Source organism: Agrobacterium larrymoorei (assembly GCF_037722385.1).
Classification (GTDB): Bacteria; Pseudomonadota; Alphaproteobacteria; order Rhizobiales; family Rhizobiaceae; genus Agrobacterium; species Agrobacterium larrymoorei_C.
On sequence record NZ_JBBKAQ010000020.1, the window covers coordinates 20,825 to 40,384 of the forward strand.

At 56.5% G+C, this 19,560-nt stretch carries 17 protein-coding genes; 7 read left to right on the plus strand and 10 right to left on the minus strand.

Annotated features, from left to right (window positions below; genetic code table 11):
• The first annotated feature begins 229 nt into the window (after positions 1-229).
• Entirely contained in the window at positions 230-1,690 is a 1,461-nt protein-coding gene (locus tag WKI41_RS19090) for an SPOR domain-containing protein (protein WP_340195057.1), read from the plus strand.
• Positions 1,691-1,780: 90 nt separating this feature from the next.
• Positions 1,781-2,041, plus strand: coding sequence for a hypothetical protein (locus WKI41_RS19095; protein WP_340195058.1), 261 nt, complete (start codon positions 1,781-1,783; stop codon positions 2,039-2,041).
• A gap of 123 nt (positions 2,042-2,164) precedes the next feature.
• Here WKI41_RS19095 and gyrA read toward each other — a convergent pair whose 3' ends face one another.
• Positions 2,165-4,966, minus strand: coding sequence for a DNA gyrase subunit A (gene gyrA, locus WKI41_RS19100; protein WP_340195059.1), 2,802 nt, complete (start codon positions 4,964-4,966; stop codon positions 2,165-2,167).
• 253 nt (positions 4,967-5,219) lie between these two features.
• Here gyrA and WKI41_RS19105 point away from each other — a divergent pair, with 253 nt between their 5' ends.
• Complete coding sequence (locus WKI41_RS19105; protein WP_340195060.1) at positions 5,220-5,849, plus strand: MarC family protein; 630 nt, start codon at positions 5,220-5,222, stop codon at positions 5,847-5,849.
• 82 nt (positions 5,850-5,931) lie between these two features.
• Positions 5,932-7,086 (plus strand): HPP family protein, encoded by a 1,155-nt coding sequence (locus tag WKI41_RS19110; protein ID WP_340195061.1) that lies wholly within the window; start codon positions 5,932-5,934, stop codon positions 7,084-7,086.
• A gap of 31 nt (positions 7,087-7,117) precedes the next feature.
• Here WKI41_RS19110 and WKI41_RS19115 read toward each other — a convergent pair whose 3' ends face one another.
• Together WKI41_RS19115 and gloA are read right to left on the minus strand one after the other, a co-directional pair.
• Positions 7,118-8,323: a YcbK family protein gene (locus WKI41_RS19115; RefSeq protein ID WP_340195062.1), complete on the minus strand. Its 1,206-nt coding sequence runs from the start codon at positions 8,321-8,323 to the stop codon at positions 7,118-7,120.
• A gap of 140 nt (positions 8,324-8,463) precedes the next feature.
• Positions 8,464-8,904, minus strand: a complete 441-nt coding sequence (gene gloA / locus WKI41_RS19120; RefSeq protein WP_340195063.1) for a lactoylglutathione lyase — start codon at positions 8,902-8,904, stop codon at positions 8,464-8,466.
• Positions 8,905-9,134: 230 nt separating this feature from the next.
• Between gloA and WKI41_RS19125 the strand changes: the two genes are divergently transcribed.
• Both WKI41_RS19125 and WKI41_RS19130 read left to right on the plus strand, forming a co-directional pair.
• Positions 9,135-9,713, plus strand: a complete 579-nt coding sequence (locus WKI41_RS19125) for a cold-shock protein (protein ID WP_340195064.1) — start codon at positions 9,135-9,137, stop codon at positions 9,711-9,713.
• Complete coding sequence (locus WKI41_RS19130; RefSeq protein WP_340195065.1) at positions 9,713-10,186, plus strand: DUF192 domain-containing protein; 474 nt, start codon at positions 9,713-9,715, stop codon at positions 10,184-10,186. Before WKI41_RS19125 ends, WKI41_RS19130 begins: the two co-directional genes overlap by 1 nt.
• 210 nt (positions 10,187-10,396) lie before the next feature.
• Here WKI41_RS19130 and WKI41_RS19135 read toward each other — a convergent pair whose 3' ends face one another.
• Complete coding sequence (locus WKI41_RS19135; RefSeq protein WP_340195066.1) at positions 10,397-10,645, minus strand: BON domain-containing protein; 249 nt, start codon at positions 10,643-10,645, stop codon at positions 10,397-10,399.
• A gap of 188 nt (positions 10,646-10,833) precedes the next feature.
• Between WKI41_RS19135 and WKI41_RS19140 the strand changes: the two genes are divergently transcribed.
• Positions 10,834-11,103, plus strand: coding sequence for a DUF982 domain-containing protein (locus WKI41_RS19140; RefSeq protein WP_340195067.1), 270 nt, complete (start codon positions 10,834-10,836; stop codon positions 11,101-11,103).
• Between the two features lie 47 nt (positions 11,104-11,150).
• Here the strand turns inward: WKI41_RS19140 and WKI41_RS19145 are convergent, their stop codons facing one another.
• The 6 genes from WKI41_RS19145 to cckA all read right to left on the minus strand — a co-directional run bounded on the left by WKI41_RS19145 (position 11,151) and on the right by cckA (position 19,329).
• Positions 11,151-12,083 carry a phosphatase PAP2 family protein gene (locus tag WKI41_RS19145; protein WP_340195068.1) on the minus strand — a complete coding sequence of 311 codons (933 nt, stop codon included), beginning with the start codon at positions 12,081-12,083 and terminating at the stop codon, positions 11,151-11,153.
• Between the two features lie 104 nt (positions 12,084-12,187).
• Positions 12,188-12,529 (minus strand): AzlD domain-containing protein, encoded by a 342-nt coding sequence (locus tag WKI41_RS19150; RefSeq protein WP_340195069.1) that lies wholly within the window; start codon positions 12,527-12,529, stop codon positions 12,188-12,190.
• Positions 12,526-13,281, minus strand: a complete 756-nt coding sequence (locus WKI41_RS19155; RefSeq protein WP_340195070.1) for an AzlC family ABC transporter permease — start codon at positions 13,279-13,281, stop codon at positions 12,526-12,528. The genes WKI41_RS19150 and WKI41_RS19155 overlap by 4 nt, the downstream gene beginning before the upstream one ends.
• Positions 13,282-13,554: 273 nt before the next feature.
• The gene (gene clpA, locus WKI41_RS19160; RefSeq protein ID WP_340195071.1) at positions 13,555-16,053 is read right to left on the minus strand and encodes an ATP-dependent Clp protease ATP-binding subunit ClpA; all 2,499 of its coding nucleotides are present in this window, start codon (positions 16,051-16,053) and stop codon (positions 13,555-13,557) included.
• A 10-nt stretch (positions 16,054-16,063) separates the two neighbouring features.
• Entirely contained in the window at positions 16,064-16,417 is a 354-nt protein-coding gene (gene clpS, locus WKI41_RS19165) for an ATP-dependent Clp protease adapter ClpS (RefSeq protein WP_340195072.1), read from the minus strand.
• A 302-nt stretch (positions 16,418-16,719) separates the two neighbouring features.
• Positions 16,720-19,329, minus strand: coding sequence for a cell cycle histidine kinase CckA (gene cckA, locus WKI41_RS19170; protein ID WP_340195073.1), 2,610 nt, complete (start codon positions 19,327-19,329; stop codon positions 16,720-16,722).
• Positions 19,330-19,560 lie beyond the last annotated feature (231 nt).

Here is a 19,560-nt window from a genome sequence, read left to right on the forward strand (position 1 = left end):
GCAGCCGGTTCAATAGTGACGCGCCGCCCAACCGTCTTCTCCGCGTAGCTGGGACCGCGGATGCGATGCTAAGATTCTGAAAAGATTCACTCTGTCTGAAAACAGGAGATGCCGGAAATGCCGCATTTTATGGTTCACGAATACGATTCATAAACCACTTGGTAACGTCATTCCCCTAAATTTCCAGTCGTGAAATTGTCTGGCGGGGCGTGTCGGACGGATCTGTGGCATGCGATTAAAGAGTTCAACTGTGTTGAAAAAACTATCTGAGGCGCTTGGTCGCGCGGTAGGCGCGACCTCTTTTGTGAAGGCTTTGCTGTTCGCAGCGGCTGTGGCGACAACGACCGTTTCCGCTACTCAGGTAGCGAAGGCGGACCCGAAATATGCTGGCATCGTCATTGATGCCAAGACGGGTAAGGTTCTCTACGGTGAAGATCCTGATGGTTTGCGCTATCCCGCTTCATTGACGAAGATGATGACGCTTTACCTCACGTTCGAAGCGTTGAGCGCTGGGCGCATAACCCTCGATTCCAAAGTTCCAGTTTCGGCAAACGCCGCTAAGGAACCTCCGTCCAAGCTTGGCGTACGCGCTGGTGGCTCGGTCACCGTCGAACAGGCCATTCTCGCTCTTGTCACACGTTCCGCCAACGATATGGCAACGGCGCTCGGTGAGCATCTAGGCGGCTCGGAAGAACGTTTTGCACGGATGATGACGGCAAAAGCGCGTGCGCTTGGCATGACGCGCACCACCTATCGCAACGCCAACGGCCTTCCCAATACCGCGCAGATGACGACAGCGCGCGATCAGGCTCGTCTTGGCATCGCGCTGCGCCAGCACTTCCCGCAATATTACGGCTACTTCAACACCCGCACCTTCACCTTCGGCAAGCAGGTGATCGGCAACCACAATCGTCTGGTCGGTACGGTTCGCGGCGTTGACGGGATCAAGACGGGTTACACACGCGCGGCAGGTAGCAACCTCGCAACGTCGGCCCAGCTCGACGGCCGCTCTATCGTGGCTGTTGTTCTCGGCGGTCGCTCCAGTGCCGCCCGTGATGCCACCATGCGCAAGCTCGTTGCAGAATACCTGCCGAAAGCGTCGCGCGGCGGCAACAGCAACCTGATTGCGGCAACACCTTCGGCTCCGATCGAAGAACCCGTTGCTGTGGTAGCCGCTACCGCGCCAGCCTCCGGTCTTCCAAGTGCCGGTCCTGTCCCGCAGCAGCGTTACGGCGAAGAGGCCCCGGTCTCCGCATTCGCGCCAGCGCAAGCCAATGCAGCAGTTGCTGCCATGGATGTCGCAACGCGCCCGCGCACTCCGGTAAAGCCTGTTCCTCCTGTCAGCATGAAACCTGATCGTTCCGTGGTTACCAACTCCACGAAGGTCGATAACATCGTGACCGCATCGACAGGCCCTTCTACCCCCGCAGCACCATCTGCAGGCGCTGGTTGGGTGATCCAGATCGGTGCATCTCCAGACGAGAATGCCGCGCGCAACCTGCTTCAGAATGCGCAGGATAAGGGCGGCAATGTATTGCGTACCGCCAAGCCATTTACGGTCGCCTTCACCAAGGACGGCGGCCAGATGTACCGCGCCCGTTTCGGCGGCTTCGACGGTCAGAATGATGCAGTCAATGCATGCAATGCTCTTAAGAAGAAAGGTGTCAGCTGCTGGGCTTCGCTCCAGTAGACCAACCGACTGTTCCAGGACAGGCCATGACGTTGTGTAAAACATGGTCTGCCCACTCCTCGAATTGTATTGAGTAACGAGGCTTTACAGATGGCGATCAACGAAAACTATTTGGACATGGCGCCTAAAGGCAGAAGCCAGGCTGCGTCCGTGCTTCATCCAATCCACGAAGCGGCAATGAAAATTGCCGATATCGGGCTCAACAGATCCAGGCACAAGACCCGCGATCTGGTCAATCTCCTGCTTTGCCATGGTGCTCGCGCATGGCGCAGCAACCAGCCTGAGGCCAAGATTCATCTTCACATCGATGGCCCCTCCGGCCGGGCACCCGTGCATCTTCGTCTTCGCTGAGACGATACGGGTCAAAAAAGAAACCCTGCGAAACTTGTGTTTCGCAGGGTTTTTTAATTGATAGGCTCGGACTTCAGTCCGTCATATTGAAAAGGAGTGGCGGCTAGCGCCACTCTTCACGCGTTACTCAGCAGAACCGTCCGTTTCTGGAGCAGCAGCGGTGTCGCCGCTGGTCAGGTCCTCAGCGCCTTCGATAAGCGCCTCAACCTCATCTTCGCCTTCCGGCTCGTTGATACGTTCAACGGAGACAACCTTCTCATCCTTGGCGGTGGAGAAGATGGTGACCCCCTTGGTGGCGCGGCTGGCGATACGGATGCCGTTGACGGGCACGCGGATCAACTGACCACCATCGGAGACCAGCATGATCTGATCGCCATCTTCGACCGGGAAGGCCGCGACGAGTGCCCCGATTTCGGTCGTCTTCGACGTATCGGTGGCGCGGATACCCTTGCCACCACGACCGGAGGTGCGGAAATCGTAAGACGATGAGCGTTTGCCGTAGCCCTTTTCGGAAACAGTCAGAACGAACTGCTCACGGCTCTTGAGCTCCTGATAGCGGGCTTCGGAGAGTTCACCCTCTTCTGCAACCTCTTCACCGACAAGCGTGATGTCTTCTTCATCGACGCCAGCTGCCCGACGCTCTGCCGCTGACCGCTTGAGGTAGGCTGCACGTTCCCATGGCTCGGCATCGCTGCTGCTGACGATGGTCATCGAAATGATCCGATCACCCTCGCCCATATTGATGCCGCGCACGCCGACGGAGTTACGACCGGCAAAGACGCGCACATCGTCCACAGGGAAGCGAATGCACTGACCAAGCGCCGTTGTCAGCAACACGTCGTCGCGATCGGTGCATGTCTCGACGGAGAGGATTTCGTCGCCCTCTTCATCCAGCTTCATGGCGATTTTGCCGTTGCGATTGACCTGAACGAAATCAGAAAGCTTGTTACGACGAACCGTTCCACGCGTGGTGGAGAACATCACGTCGAGCTTTTCCCACATCGTCTCGTCTTCGGGCAGCGGCATGATGGTGGTGATGCGTTCACCAGCTTCCAGCGGAAGCATGTTGATAAGCGCTTTACCCTTGGACTGCGGCGTACCAATCGGCAGACGCCAGACCTTTTCCTTGTAGACGATACCACGCGAGGAGAAGAACAGCACGGGCGTGTGGGTATTGGCAACGAAGAGACGGTTGACGAAGTCTGCATCACGCGTTGCCATGCCTGAGCGACCCTTGCCGCCACGACGTTGCGCCTTGTAGGTCGTCAGCGGCACGCGCTTGATGTAACCCAGATGCGACACGGTCACGACCATGTCTTCGCGGGCGATGAGGTCTTCATCGTCCATATCCGGGCCGCCTTCGATGATCTCCGAGCGACGCGGCGTGCCGAATTCTTCGCGAATGGCAGCAAGCTCGTCCTTAACGATCTGCTGGATGCGGATACGCGAAGACAGGATTTCGAGATATTCGCTGATCTCGGCGCCGATCTTGTTCAATTCGTCGCCGATTTCATCGCGGCCAAGTGCCGTCAGACGTGCCAAGCGCAGTTCAAGGATCGCACGGGCCTGCTCTTCCGAGAGGTTATAGGTGCCGTCCTCGTTAATGCGGTGACGCGGATCGTCGATCAGCAGGATCAGGCTCTCCACCTCGGAGGCTGGCCAACGACGCGTCATCAGCTCTTCACGGGCAGAGGCCGGATCTGGCGCCTGACGGATCACGCGAATGACCTCATCGATGTTGGCGACGGCAATCGCAAGACCCACCAACACATGCGCACGATCGCGCGCCTTGCGAAGCAGATACTTGGTACGACGGCTGACCACATCCTCACGGAAGGAGACGAAGGCGCGCAGCATGTCGAGCAGCGTCATCTGCTCCGGCTTGCCGCCATTCAGCGCCACCATGTTGCAACCAAACGAGGTCTGCAACGGCGTGTAGCGGTAAAGCTGGTTAAGGATGACCTCGGCGTTGGCGTCGCGCTTCAGCTCAACGACGACGCGATAGCCCTGACGGTCGGATTCGTCTCGCAGGTCGGAAATGCCGTCGATGCGCTTTTCCTTGACGAGTTCGGCCATCTTCTCGATCATCGACGCCTTGTTCACCTGGAAGGGAACCTCGGTGATGATGATCTGTTCGCGATCGCCACGCATCGGCTCGATGGTTGCACGACCGCGCATGATGACGGAGCCACGGCCTGTCTCATAAGCCGAGCGAATGCCGGATCGGCCCATGATAAAGGCGCCCGTCGGGAAGTCGGGACCCGGAATGATCTGCATGAGTTCCGGAAGCTCGATTTCCGGATTATCGATCAGCGCCACACAGCCTTCGATCACCTCAGAGAGGTTGTGCGGAGGAATGTTCGTCGCCATTCCGACGGCAATGCCGCCTGCCCCGTTGACCAAAAGGTTCGGGAACTTCGCAGGCACCACGACAGGCTCCTGCAAGGTGCCGTCATAGTTGTCGCGAAAATCGACGGTTTCCTTGTCGAGATCGTCGAGCAGCGAATGCGCGGCCTTCTGCAGTCGGCATTCAGTATAGCGTTCGGCCGCCGGCGGGTCGCCGTCGATAGAGCCAAAATTGCCCTGGCCGTCGATCAGCGGAAGGCGCAAAGACCAATCCTGCGCCATACGGGCCAGCGCATCGTAAATCGCGGAGTTACCGTGCGGATGGTATTTACCCATCACATCCCCGGTGACGCGGGCGCATTTTACGTATTTTTTGTTCCAGTCGATGCCGAGTTCGGACATGCCATAAAGAATACGGCGATGAACTGGCTTCAACCCGTCACGGACATCCGGCAACGCGCGCGAAACGATAACGCTCATGGCGTAATCGAGATACGACCGCTGCATTTCCTCCATGATGGAAATTGGTTCAATGCCTGGCGGAAGCTTTCCGCCGCCTGGGGGGCTCTGGTCAGTCAAAACGGATCACATTCTCTGTTAAGAATCGGATGGATTTTTATAACGGAAACGGCGTCCGCACGCCAATTTCTCCGCCGGTTTTGAACAGTCTTTTACGTCATTTACAAGACGATACACAGTTTTCTGCAGGCGTCAGGGTAAAAGCTGGAGCCCGGGGTTTCAATAGCGCCGCCTGTTGCCTAACATCATCTCAAAACAGGTCGTAGACACCTGTCAACACCAGTCGGCAGCTGGCGGAAGATTAGGGGAAGGCATGGCAAGCGCAGAACTCTTCATCAACGCTCTGACGACGATGCTCGTCACGCTCGATCCGCCTGGCCTGGCGCCTGTCTTCCTGGCGCTCACCATGGGGATGACACGCGCCCAGCGCGGACAAGTCGCCCTGCGCGGATCATTGATCGGCTTCGGCATCCTCGCCATGTTCGCACTTTTTGGCGCGTCGATCCTCGAACTGTTAGGCATTTCGCTCGGCGCGTTCCGGATCTCCGGTGGCTTGTTGCTCTTCTGGATTGCTTTCGAGATGATTTTCGAGAAGCGTCAGGAGCGGAAGGAAAAGACGTCTGAGGTTGCAGTCACTCAAGATCACATTCAGAATATCGCCGTCTTCCCTCTCGCACTGCCACTGATTGCCGGCCCTGGTGCAATTTCCGCAACGGTGCTGATATCCGGCACCATGGAAACCGGATTCGACAAAGCCCTATTCATATTACTTTTGGCCTTCAGCATGCTCATCGTGTTTGCAGCACTGCTTGCTGCCGACAGACTGGATCGCTTCCTCGGCAATACAGGCCGCGCCATCCTTACCCGCCTCCTCGGCGTGCTGCTTGCGGCGCTGTCGGTCCAGTTTGTGGTGGATGGAGTAAAATCTGTCATGATCAGCTGATCCTGGAGGCGATCTAACCGCGACAGCACTTTCATTTCTGGATAAAAGCGCCATCCAAAGGCCATCTGCATTTGGAAAGAACATGAAAAACCTGTTGCGGCTCATCGTGCCGGAAGCAAGCGCCGTCAGCTACAAGGAACGTTTACGTGCCAGTGTCGGTGCGTGGATCGGCATCCTTATCACGGGCCTGATCGGCCACGCTGCGGTGGGCGCGGGTCTTGCACTGCCCGCCTTGATCGCGCCGATGGGAGCCTCGGCCGTTCTGCTGTTCGCGGTTCCCTCCAGCCCGCTGGCGCAGCCGTGGTCGATCCTCGGCGGTAACACAGTCTCGGCACTGATCGGCGTCACCGTTGCTATTCTGGTGCCGCAGCCCTTTATTGCAGCGGCTCTCGCCATTTCCATTGCCATCGGCGCGATGATCAGCCTGCGCTGCCTTCATCCACCGAGCGGCGCAGTGGCGCTCACCGCTGTTCTCGGCGGCCCTGCGATCCACGATCTCAGCTATGGCTTCGTGGTTTGGCCGGTGCTGGGAAACTCCGTCGCGCTTCTAACGCTCGCGGTGCTCTACAACAACTTCACCGGTCGCCCCTACCCGCACTCGATCCGCCCACAGCCGGCAGCCCACGGGACGAAAGATCCGGCACCCGTTGAGCGAATCGGCTTCTCATCTGCCGATCTGGATGACGTGCTAAAGGAATTTGACCAGGTTCTCGACATCGACCGTGACGACCTAGAAACGATCCTACGCCGCACCGAACTTCGCTCCTATCGTCGCCGCGCGACACATCTCGATTGCGCCAGCATCATGTCGCGCGATGTCGTTGGCGTAGCGCCGGATGACTCGCTCAGAAACGCTCACAGCCTGATGCGCAGTCATCACGTCAAAGCGCTACCGGTGACGAACGATAATGCCGAAGTTGTCGGGATCGTCACGCAGACGGATTTTCTTGATAAGGCGAACTGGACCAATGGCCGTCCGCGTATCGGCTTTCTTCAACGGCTGCGCCTTATCGGCACTGGCAAACCTGCACCCAATGATACGGTCAAAGACATCATGACCTCTCCGGTGAAGACAGTCGCACCGACAACGGCGATTGAGGACGCCATTATTATCTTTGCCGAGCAGGGTTTGCACTATCTGCCGGTGGTAGACGCCAATCAGAAGCTAGCCGGTATTATTTCACAATCAGACGTGCTGGTGGGAATGCTGGCGGATAAAGCAGCGTCGTCGCACTGAACTTTACCGTTTGCCGGGGGCATCAGCAGGATCAGCTGCTGGTGCCTGTTCTGCGGCACGGCCAGTTCCAGTCGCGGTGTTCACCAATATCCATGTGAACCGATTCCGTATGGCAATAGGTGCCGACGCCGCCTCGTCCAGGTTGAGCTCTCAAATATTCAGCAAGATCCCATTTGGACACACCCTTGATCTGAATATCCACGGCCTCGCAGGTAAAATGTTTCGATCCATGGGTTGCGCCCTTGGGCGGGCGGTATCCGGACGTGATGATCGCAGGCTTGTGATAATGGGATTCGAGCTGCTTGATGCGGCGGACCAACTCAGGCTTCAAGCAGCCGACATTGACCTGGTTTGTCTGCAGGACAAGCCCGTTCGGCGCGATGCGCGTCAATCCAGACATGGATGCAAGTTTCATCAATCCTGTCGGCTTGTCGTCATCGTCGTCGAGATGGTTTTCGTCAAACGTAGGCGATCGCTTTGCGCTGGAGACGACAGCGGGTTGCGCCACGCCATCCGGCGCTGTTGCAGCGTCCTGTCCCGCCCCGTTGCGCTTTTTAGGAACGCCTGCAAACAAGGCTGCAGCCATGGGAAGGTTCCGCGGCCCCTGCGATGGCTCCTCGTTTGGAAGAGACTTACCGCTCGCAAGCGCGCTTGCGCCGGAGGCTGCTGGGCTTGTGTTAGATGATTGTTCTTGAGCGCCCTGCGGCGCTGGCTCGGCAGGTGCGTGGCCTTGGGAGGAATAGACGCTCTTCAGAGCTGGAACGATCCGTCTCGTCGGGGCGTAGGCTGGAACGCTCTCCATATCCGCCTGACCGGTAGTCCCGCCGCCAGAGAAGATGCTTTGAGACCCGGCAGAAACGCCGGTTGCCTGCATCGCATAACCGGGATTCGGCTGATTGGCGGTATTATCGGTTGTCGGCACTTGCGCGGCCTGTGGCGCGCCTGGCGGCGTCGGTTGACCACCGGACTTGACTGACGCGGCCGATACCATTCTAGGATCGACGTAGCCCGGTTGTGCGGTCCGCGCGCCTGAAGGTGTGACACCTGGTGTCCGCGCTCCGTCCACGGCCTGCTCATCCGCAAGTGCTGCCGGGTCGAGAACGGCTGCCACATCCTTACTCTCGGACTTCGCCGAAACGCAGCCTGAAAGTATCAGAAGCGACAAAGCGAGCGACGAGGCGATCGCCGATACGCCCCGCAATAGTTGTTGTCGCGGCTGACCCGTCTCCGTCTTCAAAAGGAAAAACCTCCGCGTCATACGCTTTGACTGCACCAGAAAACAGCACTGTTCGGATAACGCTTTGCGTCAACCAGAAACGTGGACGGCTCACAGGTTAATCAAGGCGAAGCGCGGAGGATTGCGCCAAGCTTAAAGCCTCACCAGGAGCCGGTGTTCTCCATAGATATCCACGGCTCGGCTGGTGCCAGGCTTGCGCCCTTCTGCAATATCTCGATGGAGATGCCATCGGGCGAACGGACAAAGGCCATGTGCCCGTCGCGTGGCGGACGGTTGATGGTCACGCCGGCCGCCTGCAGCTTGGCGCAAATCTCGTAGATATCGTCCACCTCATAGGCCAGATGGCCAAAATTGCGCCCGCCGGTGTAATTTTCCGCGTCCCAGTTATAGGTCAGTTCAAGCGCGGGTGCCTTGTTCTCCGTCGCAGCCTTCACGTCGTCACGAGCGGCCAGGAACACAAGCGTAAACCGACCCTTCTCGTTTTCGATACGGCGAACTTCCTGCAAACCGAAAATGTCGGAATAGAATTCGAGAGACGCCTTCAGGTCTTTGACGCGAACCATGGTGTGTAGATAACGCATTATGTATTCCTCTCATGTGTAACGTTCGGCTTCGGGGTGTCACCCTAAAGCTTTTCGCCCGAAGACGGAAACGGTTTAGACGGTGCCCGTCAGCCTTGAGCAAGCCCTGATCATTAAAAACCGGTCTGGAAACTGAAAACTAGGACTTGCGTATAACCGTTACTGCAATGTTAATCTCTTAGTAGGGAATCAGTTGACCGGTAGTGGTGCGTATTGAGGGGCTGGGCAAAATGGCTGATAGGATGTCGTCGAAAAGCATCGCCGAATTCGAAGATTTTTCTGGCGATGCCGTTGACCTGATTGAGATCACCGGCGTCGTTAAATGGTTCGACGTCGCAAAAGGTTTCGGCTTCATCGTGCCGGATAATGGCATGCAGGATGTGCTTCTGCACGTATCGTGCCTGCGCCGTGACGGCTACCAGACCATTCTGGAAGGCACGCGGATCGTTGCCCTGATCCAAAGACGCGACCGCGGCTATCAAGCCTTCCGTATTCTTTCGATGGATCAGTCGACGGCTGTTCACCCTTCGCAAATGCCGCCGGTGCGCACTCATGTTCAGGTGACACCGCAAAGCGGACTGGAGCGCGCCATCGTCAAGTGGTTCAACCGGACCAAGGGTTTCGGCTTTCTCACGCGCGGTGAAGGCACTGAAGATATCTTCATCCATATGGAAACACTACGCCGCTTCGGTCTTGCCGAGCTTCGGCCTGGCCAGGTCGTCTTGGTTCGTTATGGCGATGGCGATAAGGGTCTGATGGCGGCCGAGGTGCATCCTGACAATCCAGCCCGAATTGGAATGGCGCACTGATGAACCGCTTTAACATCCGGACCGTTGCGAGCGCCTTTATGGCGCTTGTCTTTTTTGTAGCGCCTCATGCAGGTGCAGTGGCCCAGGAAACGTTTCCAAGCGAGAAGCTTGAGATCATCAGCACTGCTGGCAAGACACATTCATTTACTGTCGAAGTGGCAAGCAGCGACGCTCAGCGGCAACAAGGACTGATGTTTCGCAAATCCATGGGCGATGACCATGGCATGCTGTTTGATTTCAAAGAGGACAGAGACGTGATGATGTGGATGAGGAATACCCTTATCCCGCTCGATATGCTGTTCATTTCCAAAGGCGGAAAGATCACGCACATTCATCCGAACGCAGTGCCTCATTCTGAGGACATCATCAGTTCGAATGGACCAATTCGGTATGTTCTGGAGTTGAATGGTGGCGCCGCAAAGAAGCTCAACATAAGTGTTGGCGATACCGTGAAAGCTGCTCAGATCAAATAGGTGGGTCCAACTTGGTCCTCCCAAGCAGCTTGTGGCAGCGAAGAAAGTCTTCCTCATACAACCTTAGATCAGAATGCTGGACCCCACTCCGCGTGAAATTAGACTGCTTTCGCGGTAGCGACACGGGAGCTTTTTTGATCAACGGATCTGAAAGATAACAAGCTGTGACAGATACGATCAAGCCGGGCACTTTGGCCCGGCTCTTGATTCTCAGTACACTGGCTCTACATGGCTTAGGATACGGCAGTTCGAAATGGATGACGCCAAACTGATGGCTGTCTCGATTGCCTCTACGGAATCTGCGGTCCCCTGGAGGTAGATCACATCGTTTTCAGCCATTGCTGAGATGTTGGATTTTTCAAGGCCCGATTCGAAGGCCAGAGCAGATGTAATGGCCTGGCACACGCCAGCCATGCGGTCGCCAAAAAAGCTTTCCTGAATTCCAGACAGATTGAACATAATCGGGCCTCCTTCATTTAGAGCAGTATTAACGCGCGAACAAATCGTTTGTTCATCTCCGGTTCATCTGTTTGTTCATTTTCCATTCATCTTACAAAAAAGAAACCCCTAATGTGTTCACTTTTTTCGTGATGAGGAACCGAATCGTGAGGCTGTGGTTAGTGGTGGCGGTGAGAAAGGAGAATGCGATGCTTATTCATAAATCAGAGCCTTGCCATCATGCGCAGTGGTGCAAGCCTGTCGCAGTCCATCTACCCATGTGCCCTGCTGTCGAAATATACAGCCCGCTCGTGGCGCTCGAAATGCTCACATATCGCTGGCCTGACGAACACGGTCCTGAGTACGAGACGGCCAAAAAACAATGCCTTGACGCAGTGGCGGGCCGCTGCGACCTGGAAGCGGCCAGAGAAGCCTTTCTATTGGCCAGCAGCAGAGCCCACGTCCTGACCGTTCACTAGTGACGGTACCGGCTATAATCGAAAAATGAATAGTTTGCTGGGAGCGCCTACAACGCTCCCTTTTTCATGAGATCATTGACCTCGGAACCGGTTGTGATCCCTCGAGAGGACAGCGCAAGCACCTCATCGGACAATTCTATCCGATCAAGAATGAAACGTGCCAATGGGCAAATCAGCACAAACGCCAGCAATCCACCGACAACGTCGCACAGGTGGTGACCGCCTTGAACGAGAACGGCCGGGATCATGATCATATTTATGGTGATCGAGCCCACGATCAACGGACGGTAGCGCGGAACGAACCATAGAGCCATCGCCGCCATGAATATGTGGAACGACGGAAAACCGATCAGCCCGAGAACGGACGCTGGAGTAAGGTAACTTGGACCACCCGTGCTCAAGAGAATTAACTCTTTGCCGTAACTAGGAGTGACAGCCAGAGGGATCGCTTCGAGGAGCCAGCTAGGCAAATCCTGATAGGCACTCGGACCAAGGCTTGGAAAGAAAATCCAAAAGATGATTCCGGCTAGACCCCCTAGAACACCGGTGAGCAGGAAGTGATTAAGCCTGCGATGATCTCCGCTGAAGCCTAGAATGATGATCGTCAGCAAAAGCTGAGGTAGTGATGTCGTGTACACGATGAAGAGTGTTCGCGCTATGAACGGGAAGTGGGCGACAGACTCCACAGCGCTGCGCCATTCATATCCCATGAGGTTGTCGATCTTCATAAGCGCGCGATCGATCGTCGGATAGTGAAGCGGCAAGAACATGTAGTTGAAAACGGAGCCAGTAATAGAAAAGAGAATGAAGAGACCCGCCGCGATGAGCGCGGCGGACATATTTTTCTCCCGTCTCCCTGATCGGTAGAATTGGCCAAGAAAGAGGAGGCTACCCCCCAACGCCAAAGACACGCCGTAACCGCCAACATCGACCGCTATACCTTTGACGACGAGCAAGATGACGTTGATGGCAAAGAGCAAGCATATGATCCAAAAAACGAAGCGTTCTGCGTTGGTTAAGTGCAATGGAAAAAGCCTTGCTGGGAAACTCAGCAAGATAGTACGGCAACGGACTTAAAGATTCTCTATAGACCGGTGACAAGAAGGCCCAATGCAAGAACAGCAATGGGCACGATCACGCCAACAATAACGCGCTGACCACTTACCAAAAATGCAATGAAGCCAATGACGGCAGCACCGATCCTCAGCTCCATCGGTGAATGGGACAACGTCCCTGTTGGGAAGACAATGAGCTTGGCCGTCACCGCCATCACGAGAGCGGTGGCGACGGCCCGTACCCAGTGCAGAGCTTCTGAGTCTTCCTTCAGCTTGTTTCCTGCCAGAACGCCCAGCCAACGCCAAAGATCGGTTGCGATCCAGCCGGCAAGCGCGATGAACAGATAGGGTGCCCACCAGGCGTCGCTCATGGCTCGCCCTCCGTAGATGACGGCACAATTTTGCGACGAAACCAGAATCGGTCGATCAGATAGGCGAGCGTCCCGCCACCCAGGCCGGCATAAAGAATGTCGAACTCGGGCTCGATCGTGGCAAATAACGGCCCGCCGATCACGCCGATGATGAAGGCGACTTTGACGACCGAATGCCGTGCAGACGCCCAAATCGAGGAGATGAAATAGACCGGCGTCAGGAAGAACAGCACGCCTGCGACAAGCGGCGGAAATGCAGCGACGACGCCGTAGCATATGGCAACGATGGCGGCATTAATCAGCGTGAGTGTCATTCCGAAACCAGCAAACCATGCTACCCGTGCTTCGCGAGGCACTTTAGTCAGGTTCTGCGTCGCGTAGACCCAAGCTGTGATCGCTACGAAATGCGAGAGGAAGAGCAGGAGCCATGTGGGGGTTTTTGCTGTCCGCATTTCCGGAATGATAGAGGCCACCATCGGCATCATTCGGATCGATGATAATGTCACCGCCAAGAAGCAGGCCGCCATCCCTGCCCCGCTCACCATGGAGCCGATCAAGATCATCTTGGCTGGCAAAGCCCAAATGGTGAGCGTCATGAAGACCGCCTCGCCTCGTGATGCCCCCGACTCTAACGCAAAGGCGCTGAACCCGACAAACGAGGTCATAAGAATGAGGGCGGGCAGCGAAAATATTCCCTTCATTCCCCTGGCAAACCAAAGAGCAAGAGAATGCGTGTCACCATTTGCAGACATGGGCAATTCCGGAAGCGGTACAAATTAACGTGGCCCAGACACTCCGATGAATGCTTCGACGGGAGCCGACGCCTGTCTACCACGCTTTTCCTGATCTGCGCGCCTAAAATGACGTGAGACGACTAGGCGCCGCCTAGCCTATACCAAAGTGATCGAGAACTATCGATACCTTTCGCCGGCGAGATCCAGCTCCACAATTGCGCAGGGCTTGCAAAAGCAAAGGCGGCGGAGAGTGATCTCCGCCGCCTCTATCCAGCATGTAGACTGGCCGTTCTATTTTTTCTTCGGGACCTTCGGCACGGTGTTGCCCTTACGACGCGGCTTGACATCATCGTCCTTCTTGTCGAAGTCTGCCACTAAGACCTCAGCCGGCTCTTCGACCTTGGAAGCCTTTGCCTTCGATTTGCCAGGAGACTTTGCAGCTTTCAGCTCGGCCTCGGGCTTCGGCTTGACCGGTGCCGTCTCCGGCAACACGTCGAGCTTCAGGCCGTCCTTGCCATCGTCCTTCTTGTCCAGGCTGACGCTGACCACACCACCCTTCTTCAGCTTGCCAAAGAGGATTTCGTTCGCCAGAGGCTTCTTGATGTGCTCCTGAATGACGCGACCAAGCGGACGAGCCCCCATCTTCTCATCATAACCCTTCTCGGCGAGCCATGCGACAGCATCATCATGCAGATCGAAGGTGACGTTACGCTCTGACAGCTGTGTTTCAAGCTGCATGACGAACTTCTGGACAACCTTGTGGATGACAGCGGTCGGCAGAGGCGAGAACGGAATGATCGCATCCAGACGGTTGCGGAATTCCGGTGTGAACAGGCGGTTCAGTGCCTCCTCATCTTCGCCCGAGCGCTTGGAGGAACCAAAGCCGATGGCGGACTTGGCCATTTCAGACGCGCCCGCATTCGTCGTCATGATCAGAATGACATTGCGGAAGTCGATCTTCTTGCCGTTATGGTCCGTCAGCGAGCCATGATCCATGACCTGCAACAGAATGTTGTAAATGTCCGGATGCGCCTTTTCGATTTCGTCCAGCAGCACCACCGAGTGAGGATGCTGATCGACGCCGTCTGTCAGGAGACCGCCCTGGTCGAAACCGACATAGCCTGGAGGTGCGCCAAGCAGTCGCGAGACCGTGTGACGTTCCATATATTCCGACATGTCGAAGCGCAGCATTTCTACGCCGAGAGACGACGCGAGCTGCTTGGCCACCTCCGTCTTGCCGACGCCGGTCGGGCCCGAGAACACATAGGAGCCAATCGGCTTGTTCGGCTCGCGAAGACCTGCACGCGCCAGCTTGATGGCGGTGGAAAGCGCTTCGATCGCCGTGTCCTGGCCATAGACCACCGAACGCAGTTCCTGCTCAAGATTGGCGAGAACCATCTCGTCATCCTTCGAAACCGTCTTCGGCGGAATGCGTGCCATGGTCGCGATCGTGACTTCGATTTCCTTCTCGGTAATCAGCTTGCGGCGCTTCGAGGCCGGAAGCAGCATTTGAGCAGCACCCGTTTCATCGATAACGTCGATCGCCTTGTCTGGAAGCTTACGGTCGGAGATGTAGCGCGCCGAAAGCTCCACGGCAGCCTTGATGGCGTCGTTGGTATAGCGAAGGTGATGATACTCTTCGAAGTAGGGCTTGAGGCCCTTCATGATTTCGATCGCGTCATCGATTGATGGCTCATTGACGTCGATCTTCTGGAAGCGACGCACCAGCGCGCGGTCCTTCTCGAAGAACTGTCGATATTCCTTATAAGTTGTCGACCCAATGCAACGGATCGCCCCGGACGACAAAGCAGGCTTCAGAAGGTTAGAGGCGTCCATCGCGCCGCCAGACGTTGCACCGGCGCCAATCACCGTATGGATCTCATCGATGAACAGAACGGCGCCCGGAAACTCTTCCAGTTCCTTGACGACCTGCTTCAACCGCTCCTCAAAGTCACCGCGATAGCGCGTGCCAGCAAGCAGCGTACCCATGTCGAGCGAGAAGATCGTATCGTTGATGAGCGCTTCGGGCACTTTGCCTTCCACGATGCGCTTTGCCAAACCCTCGGCAATCGCCGTCTTGCCAACGCCGGGATCGCCCACATAAAGCGGGTTGTTCTTCGACCGACGGCAGAGAACCTGGATCGTGCGATTGACCTCCTCATGACGACCGATCAACGGATCGATCCGGCCATTTCTGGCCTTATCGTTGAGGTTGACGCAATAGGCTTTCAGCGCATCAGGCTGCTTCTTGGCGCCGGACGCATCGTCTTCTGCGCCGCCATTACGAGCGACCTTAGGCTCGTTTTCGCCCTCGTCAGCGCCGCGAGGCGTGCGGGTTTGCGAAGAGCCCGGGCGCTTGCCGATACCGTGAGAGATGTAGTTTACCGCATCGTAGCGCGTCATTTCCTGTTCTTGCAGGAAGTAGGCAGCATGGCTCTCGCGCTCGGCGAAGATCGCCACCAGCACGTTGGCGCCGGTCACTTCTTCGCGGCCGGAGGACTGGACATGAATGACGGCACGCTGAATGACACGCTGGAAGCCGGACGTCGGCTTGGAGTCCTCGTCATATCCCGTCACGAGATTGGACAGTTCGTTATCGACATAGTCGATCACCGTCTTGCGCAACGTGTCGAGATCGACATTGCATGCGCCCATGACGGCGGCTGCGTCGACATCATCGAGCAGCGCAAGAAGCAGATGTTCGAGCGTCGCATATTCGTGGTGACGCTCATTGGCAAAGGTCAGTGCCTGGTGCAGCGCCTTCTCGAGACTTGGGGAAAAAGTTGGCACGTTGCGATCCTCATTTCTTTTCCATGACGCACTGTAGCGGATGCTGGTGCTGTCGGGCGAAATCCATGACCTGGCTTACTTTTGTCTCTGCGACCTCATAAGTAAAGATCCCGCATTCACCGACGCCATGCTGATGGACATGCAGCATGATGCGGGTGGCGGCATCCCTGTCCTTCTGGAAAAAACGCTCCAGAATATGAATGACGAACTCCATTGGAGTGTAGTCGTCGTTCAGAAGAAGAACACGGTACAAATTCGGCCGTTTCGTTTTAGGCTTGGTGCGGGTGATAACAGACGTGCCGCGGTTCGTTCCGCCGTCCTCCCCTTCGCTGTCGCCCTGCATGTAGATCGACTTAGCGATCATTTTTCATCATTCTCCAAAATCAAACCCGCAAGCGATGAAGGGTGCGAGCAAGAATTTCGCCTCTTCTTATTTAGGTCTGTATTAGTCGATTTTAAGCCCCCCGCGCTGCACTGCAATCACTAATCTGTTTGCGTCAGGCGAAAAGTAGAAGGACGGCGTGAGGGTCCAGGCTCAAAGCTGAGCCTTTCTCCCATATTAACGCTACAGCGGGGAAATTGTGCGAAAGTTGCGCAGCCTTTCGCGACCACATGGTCGCAAAAAGATCGTTTCTCAGACGGACTGAACGCCCGATTTTCGGTCTTTCAACCGTCGCTATCCAGCATTTCGCGCACGGAAACAGCCAGTTGCTTCAGCGAGAAGGGCTTCGGCAGGAAGCCGAATTTTGCATCGGCCGGCAAGTTCTTGGCGAAAGCATCTTCGGCATAACCGGACACGAAGATGAACTTGAGATCGGGATAGGATTTGCGCAATTCCCGCAGCAACGACGGTCCGTCCATTTCAGGCATGACGACGTCGGAGACAACGATGTCGACCTTGCCTTCGAGCTCTTCCATCACCTCGAGTGCCTCGGTACCGGACCCGGCCTCGTGGACCGTGTAGCCGCGCGTTTCCAGCATTCGCTTGCCGCCGCGGCGTACCGCCTCTTCGTCTTCCACGAGCAGCACCACCGCAGACTTGCCGGTCAGATCGAGCGGCTCATCCTTGGCTTCGGGCTTTGCAACGACAGCCGCCTCAGCCTCGGCCTTGCCTTCTTCGCCTGCAGCGGCGAGTACAGGCTGCACCGGCTCGACGATGTGGCGGGGCAATAGAATGCGCAAAGCTGTTCCCTTACCCACTTCCGATTCCGGGTAGATGAAGCCACCCGATTGCTTGACGATGCCGTAAACCATGGACAACCCAAGTCCCGTTCCCTTGCCCACCTCCTTGGTAGTGAAGAAGGGTTCGAAAATCTTATCCATGATCTCGGGCGGAATGCCGGTACCGTTATCGGCAACCTCGACCATGACCATGTCTTCTGCCGGAAGCTCGGTCTTGCCGAATGCTGCGACCTCTGCAGCTGGCAAGTTACGCGTCGTTACCTTGATCTTGCCGCCCTGCGGCATGGCATCGCGCGCGTTGACGCAGAGATTGATCATCACCTGCTCGAACTGCGACAAGTCGGTTTTGACCGGCCACAGATCTCGTCCGTAATCCACCTCCAACTTCACGTTGGTACCGGAGATCAGCCGATCGACCAGCATTCGAAGATCACCGATCACGTCGGTCAGATTGAGGACTGCAGGACGCATCGTCTGCTTGCGAGAGAACGCCAGCAACTGTCGCACCAGCACCGCGGCACGGTTCGCATTGCGCTTGATTTCCATCAGGTCGGCGAAGCTCGCATCTGCCGGTCGTGCCTGCAACAGCAAATGGTCTGAGGACAGCAGAATGGCGGTCAATACATTATTGAAGTCATGCGCGATGCCGCCCGCAAGCGTACCGACGGCATTCATCTTTTGTGTCTGAGCCATCTGTGTTTCGAGCGCCTTCTGCTCGGTCACCTCGATTGCATAGACGATCGCTATCTCTTCAGGTGCCTCGTCATTCTGATCGATGACAGCGTTGACGTAGAAACGGAAGTGGCGAGCCTCGTCCTTGGGATGGCGAGAATCGAAAGGCGCAATATCGCCTTGGCGATCCTTCGCAGCATTTATCGCCTGCGCCAGTTTTGCTTTCTCATTATCATGAAGTACGGCTTCAAACGCAACGGCGCTGTCGATGTCATCGCGGCTGACGACACCAGAAAACAGTTTCAGGAACGGCGCATTGGTGCGCAAAATGCGTCCCTCTCCATCAAGCGATGCGATCGCCATCGGGGTGTTGTTGAAGAAGCGTGTGAACCGCATCGCCGAGGAGGATTCCGCGTTCTCCTGTCCCTTGGGGCGCATGAGTACCAGCGTACGGCTTTCGCCCGGCGCACCGTCACGCGCCGCCGTGACCTGATGGACGAGGCGGGCCGGCATGCTCTGACCGTTGACGCGGCGCATGTCGAGATCGAGCATTTCCGTGCGATTGCTGCCTGCTTGTGGTTGAACGGATTCGATCAGCGCCATCCCTTCACCCGCAACGATATCGGACACATTCAGCGAGCCCGGCGAAAATTGTGCGAGGTCGAGACCGAGCCATTCGGAGAGCGTGGCGTTGAGATAGACGATTTCGCCCTTGCGACCCGCCGAGAAAAAGCCGGCCGGCGCGTGGTCCAGATAATCGATGGCGTTTTGCAACTCGCGGAAGAAACGCTCCTGGTCCTCGCGTTCCGCGGTGATGTCGGCGATCTGGAAGACATGTAGGTCTTGCCCATTCACCTCCTTCAGCAAGCGCGCCTTGAGGCGGAACCAGCGGGGACCGGGCTGACTGACCGCGGACTGGCTGAGTGGCTTGAGAAGACGAAATTCCTCGTAACCGTCCCGTCCTTCGCGCAGCCCGTTGATCAGGCGATAGAGTGCCTCGGTGGATTCCCGGTCACGAGACAGAAGCTGTTCGAGGCTCTGTATGTCCGTCGCTCGTGTCGCCCCGGTCATCTGGCAGTAAGTGGCGTTGGCGTAGACCAGCCGCCCCTTGGTGTCGGTGATCAATGTGCCTTCGGGATGGGACGAGAGAAATCGCCGCGCCATGCCGTCGGATTGAGATTGCGGCATCACCTCGATGAAACCGATGACCGATGAGACGAGAAAGAAAATCCCGAGCATGGCGAGAACGCCCAAAATGCCAAGCACGATCTCGTTTTCAAGCGAGTCCTTGAAGTAAACAAAAGCAATGGCAGCGGCGACAAGCACGAGAGCCAGCAGCAGAATGCGAAGCACAGTGGCAGAACGCCCACGCCTGTCTACCAAGGGGAAGTCGTTATCAGTGGTTTGACGCACCTTGGTCATTGAGGTTTTACCTTGCAGCTCGGCTGGCGGTTGCGACATGACGAAAAATAGCCGCCTCGGACGGAATCGCTTCTGTTTCTATGTAGCAATTTGCATAAATATCAAAAAGCTCCGTCGATCTATAAGCACCGCCCATGCACAACCAATAACGATCAAAGCACGCTGCGCGCTCGAGCATCAACTCTACAGGGGGGTGCTTTCGTCAAACTTGCAGCAAATTCGTGGACGAAC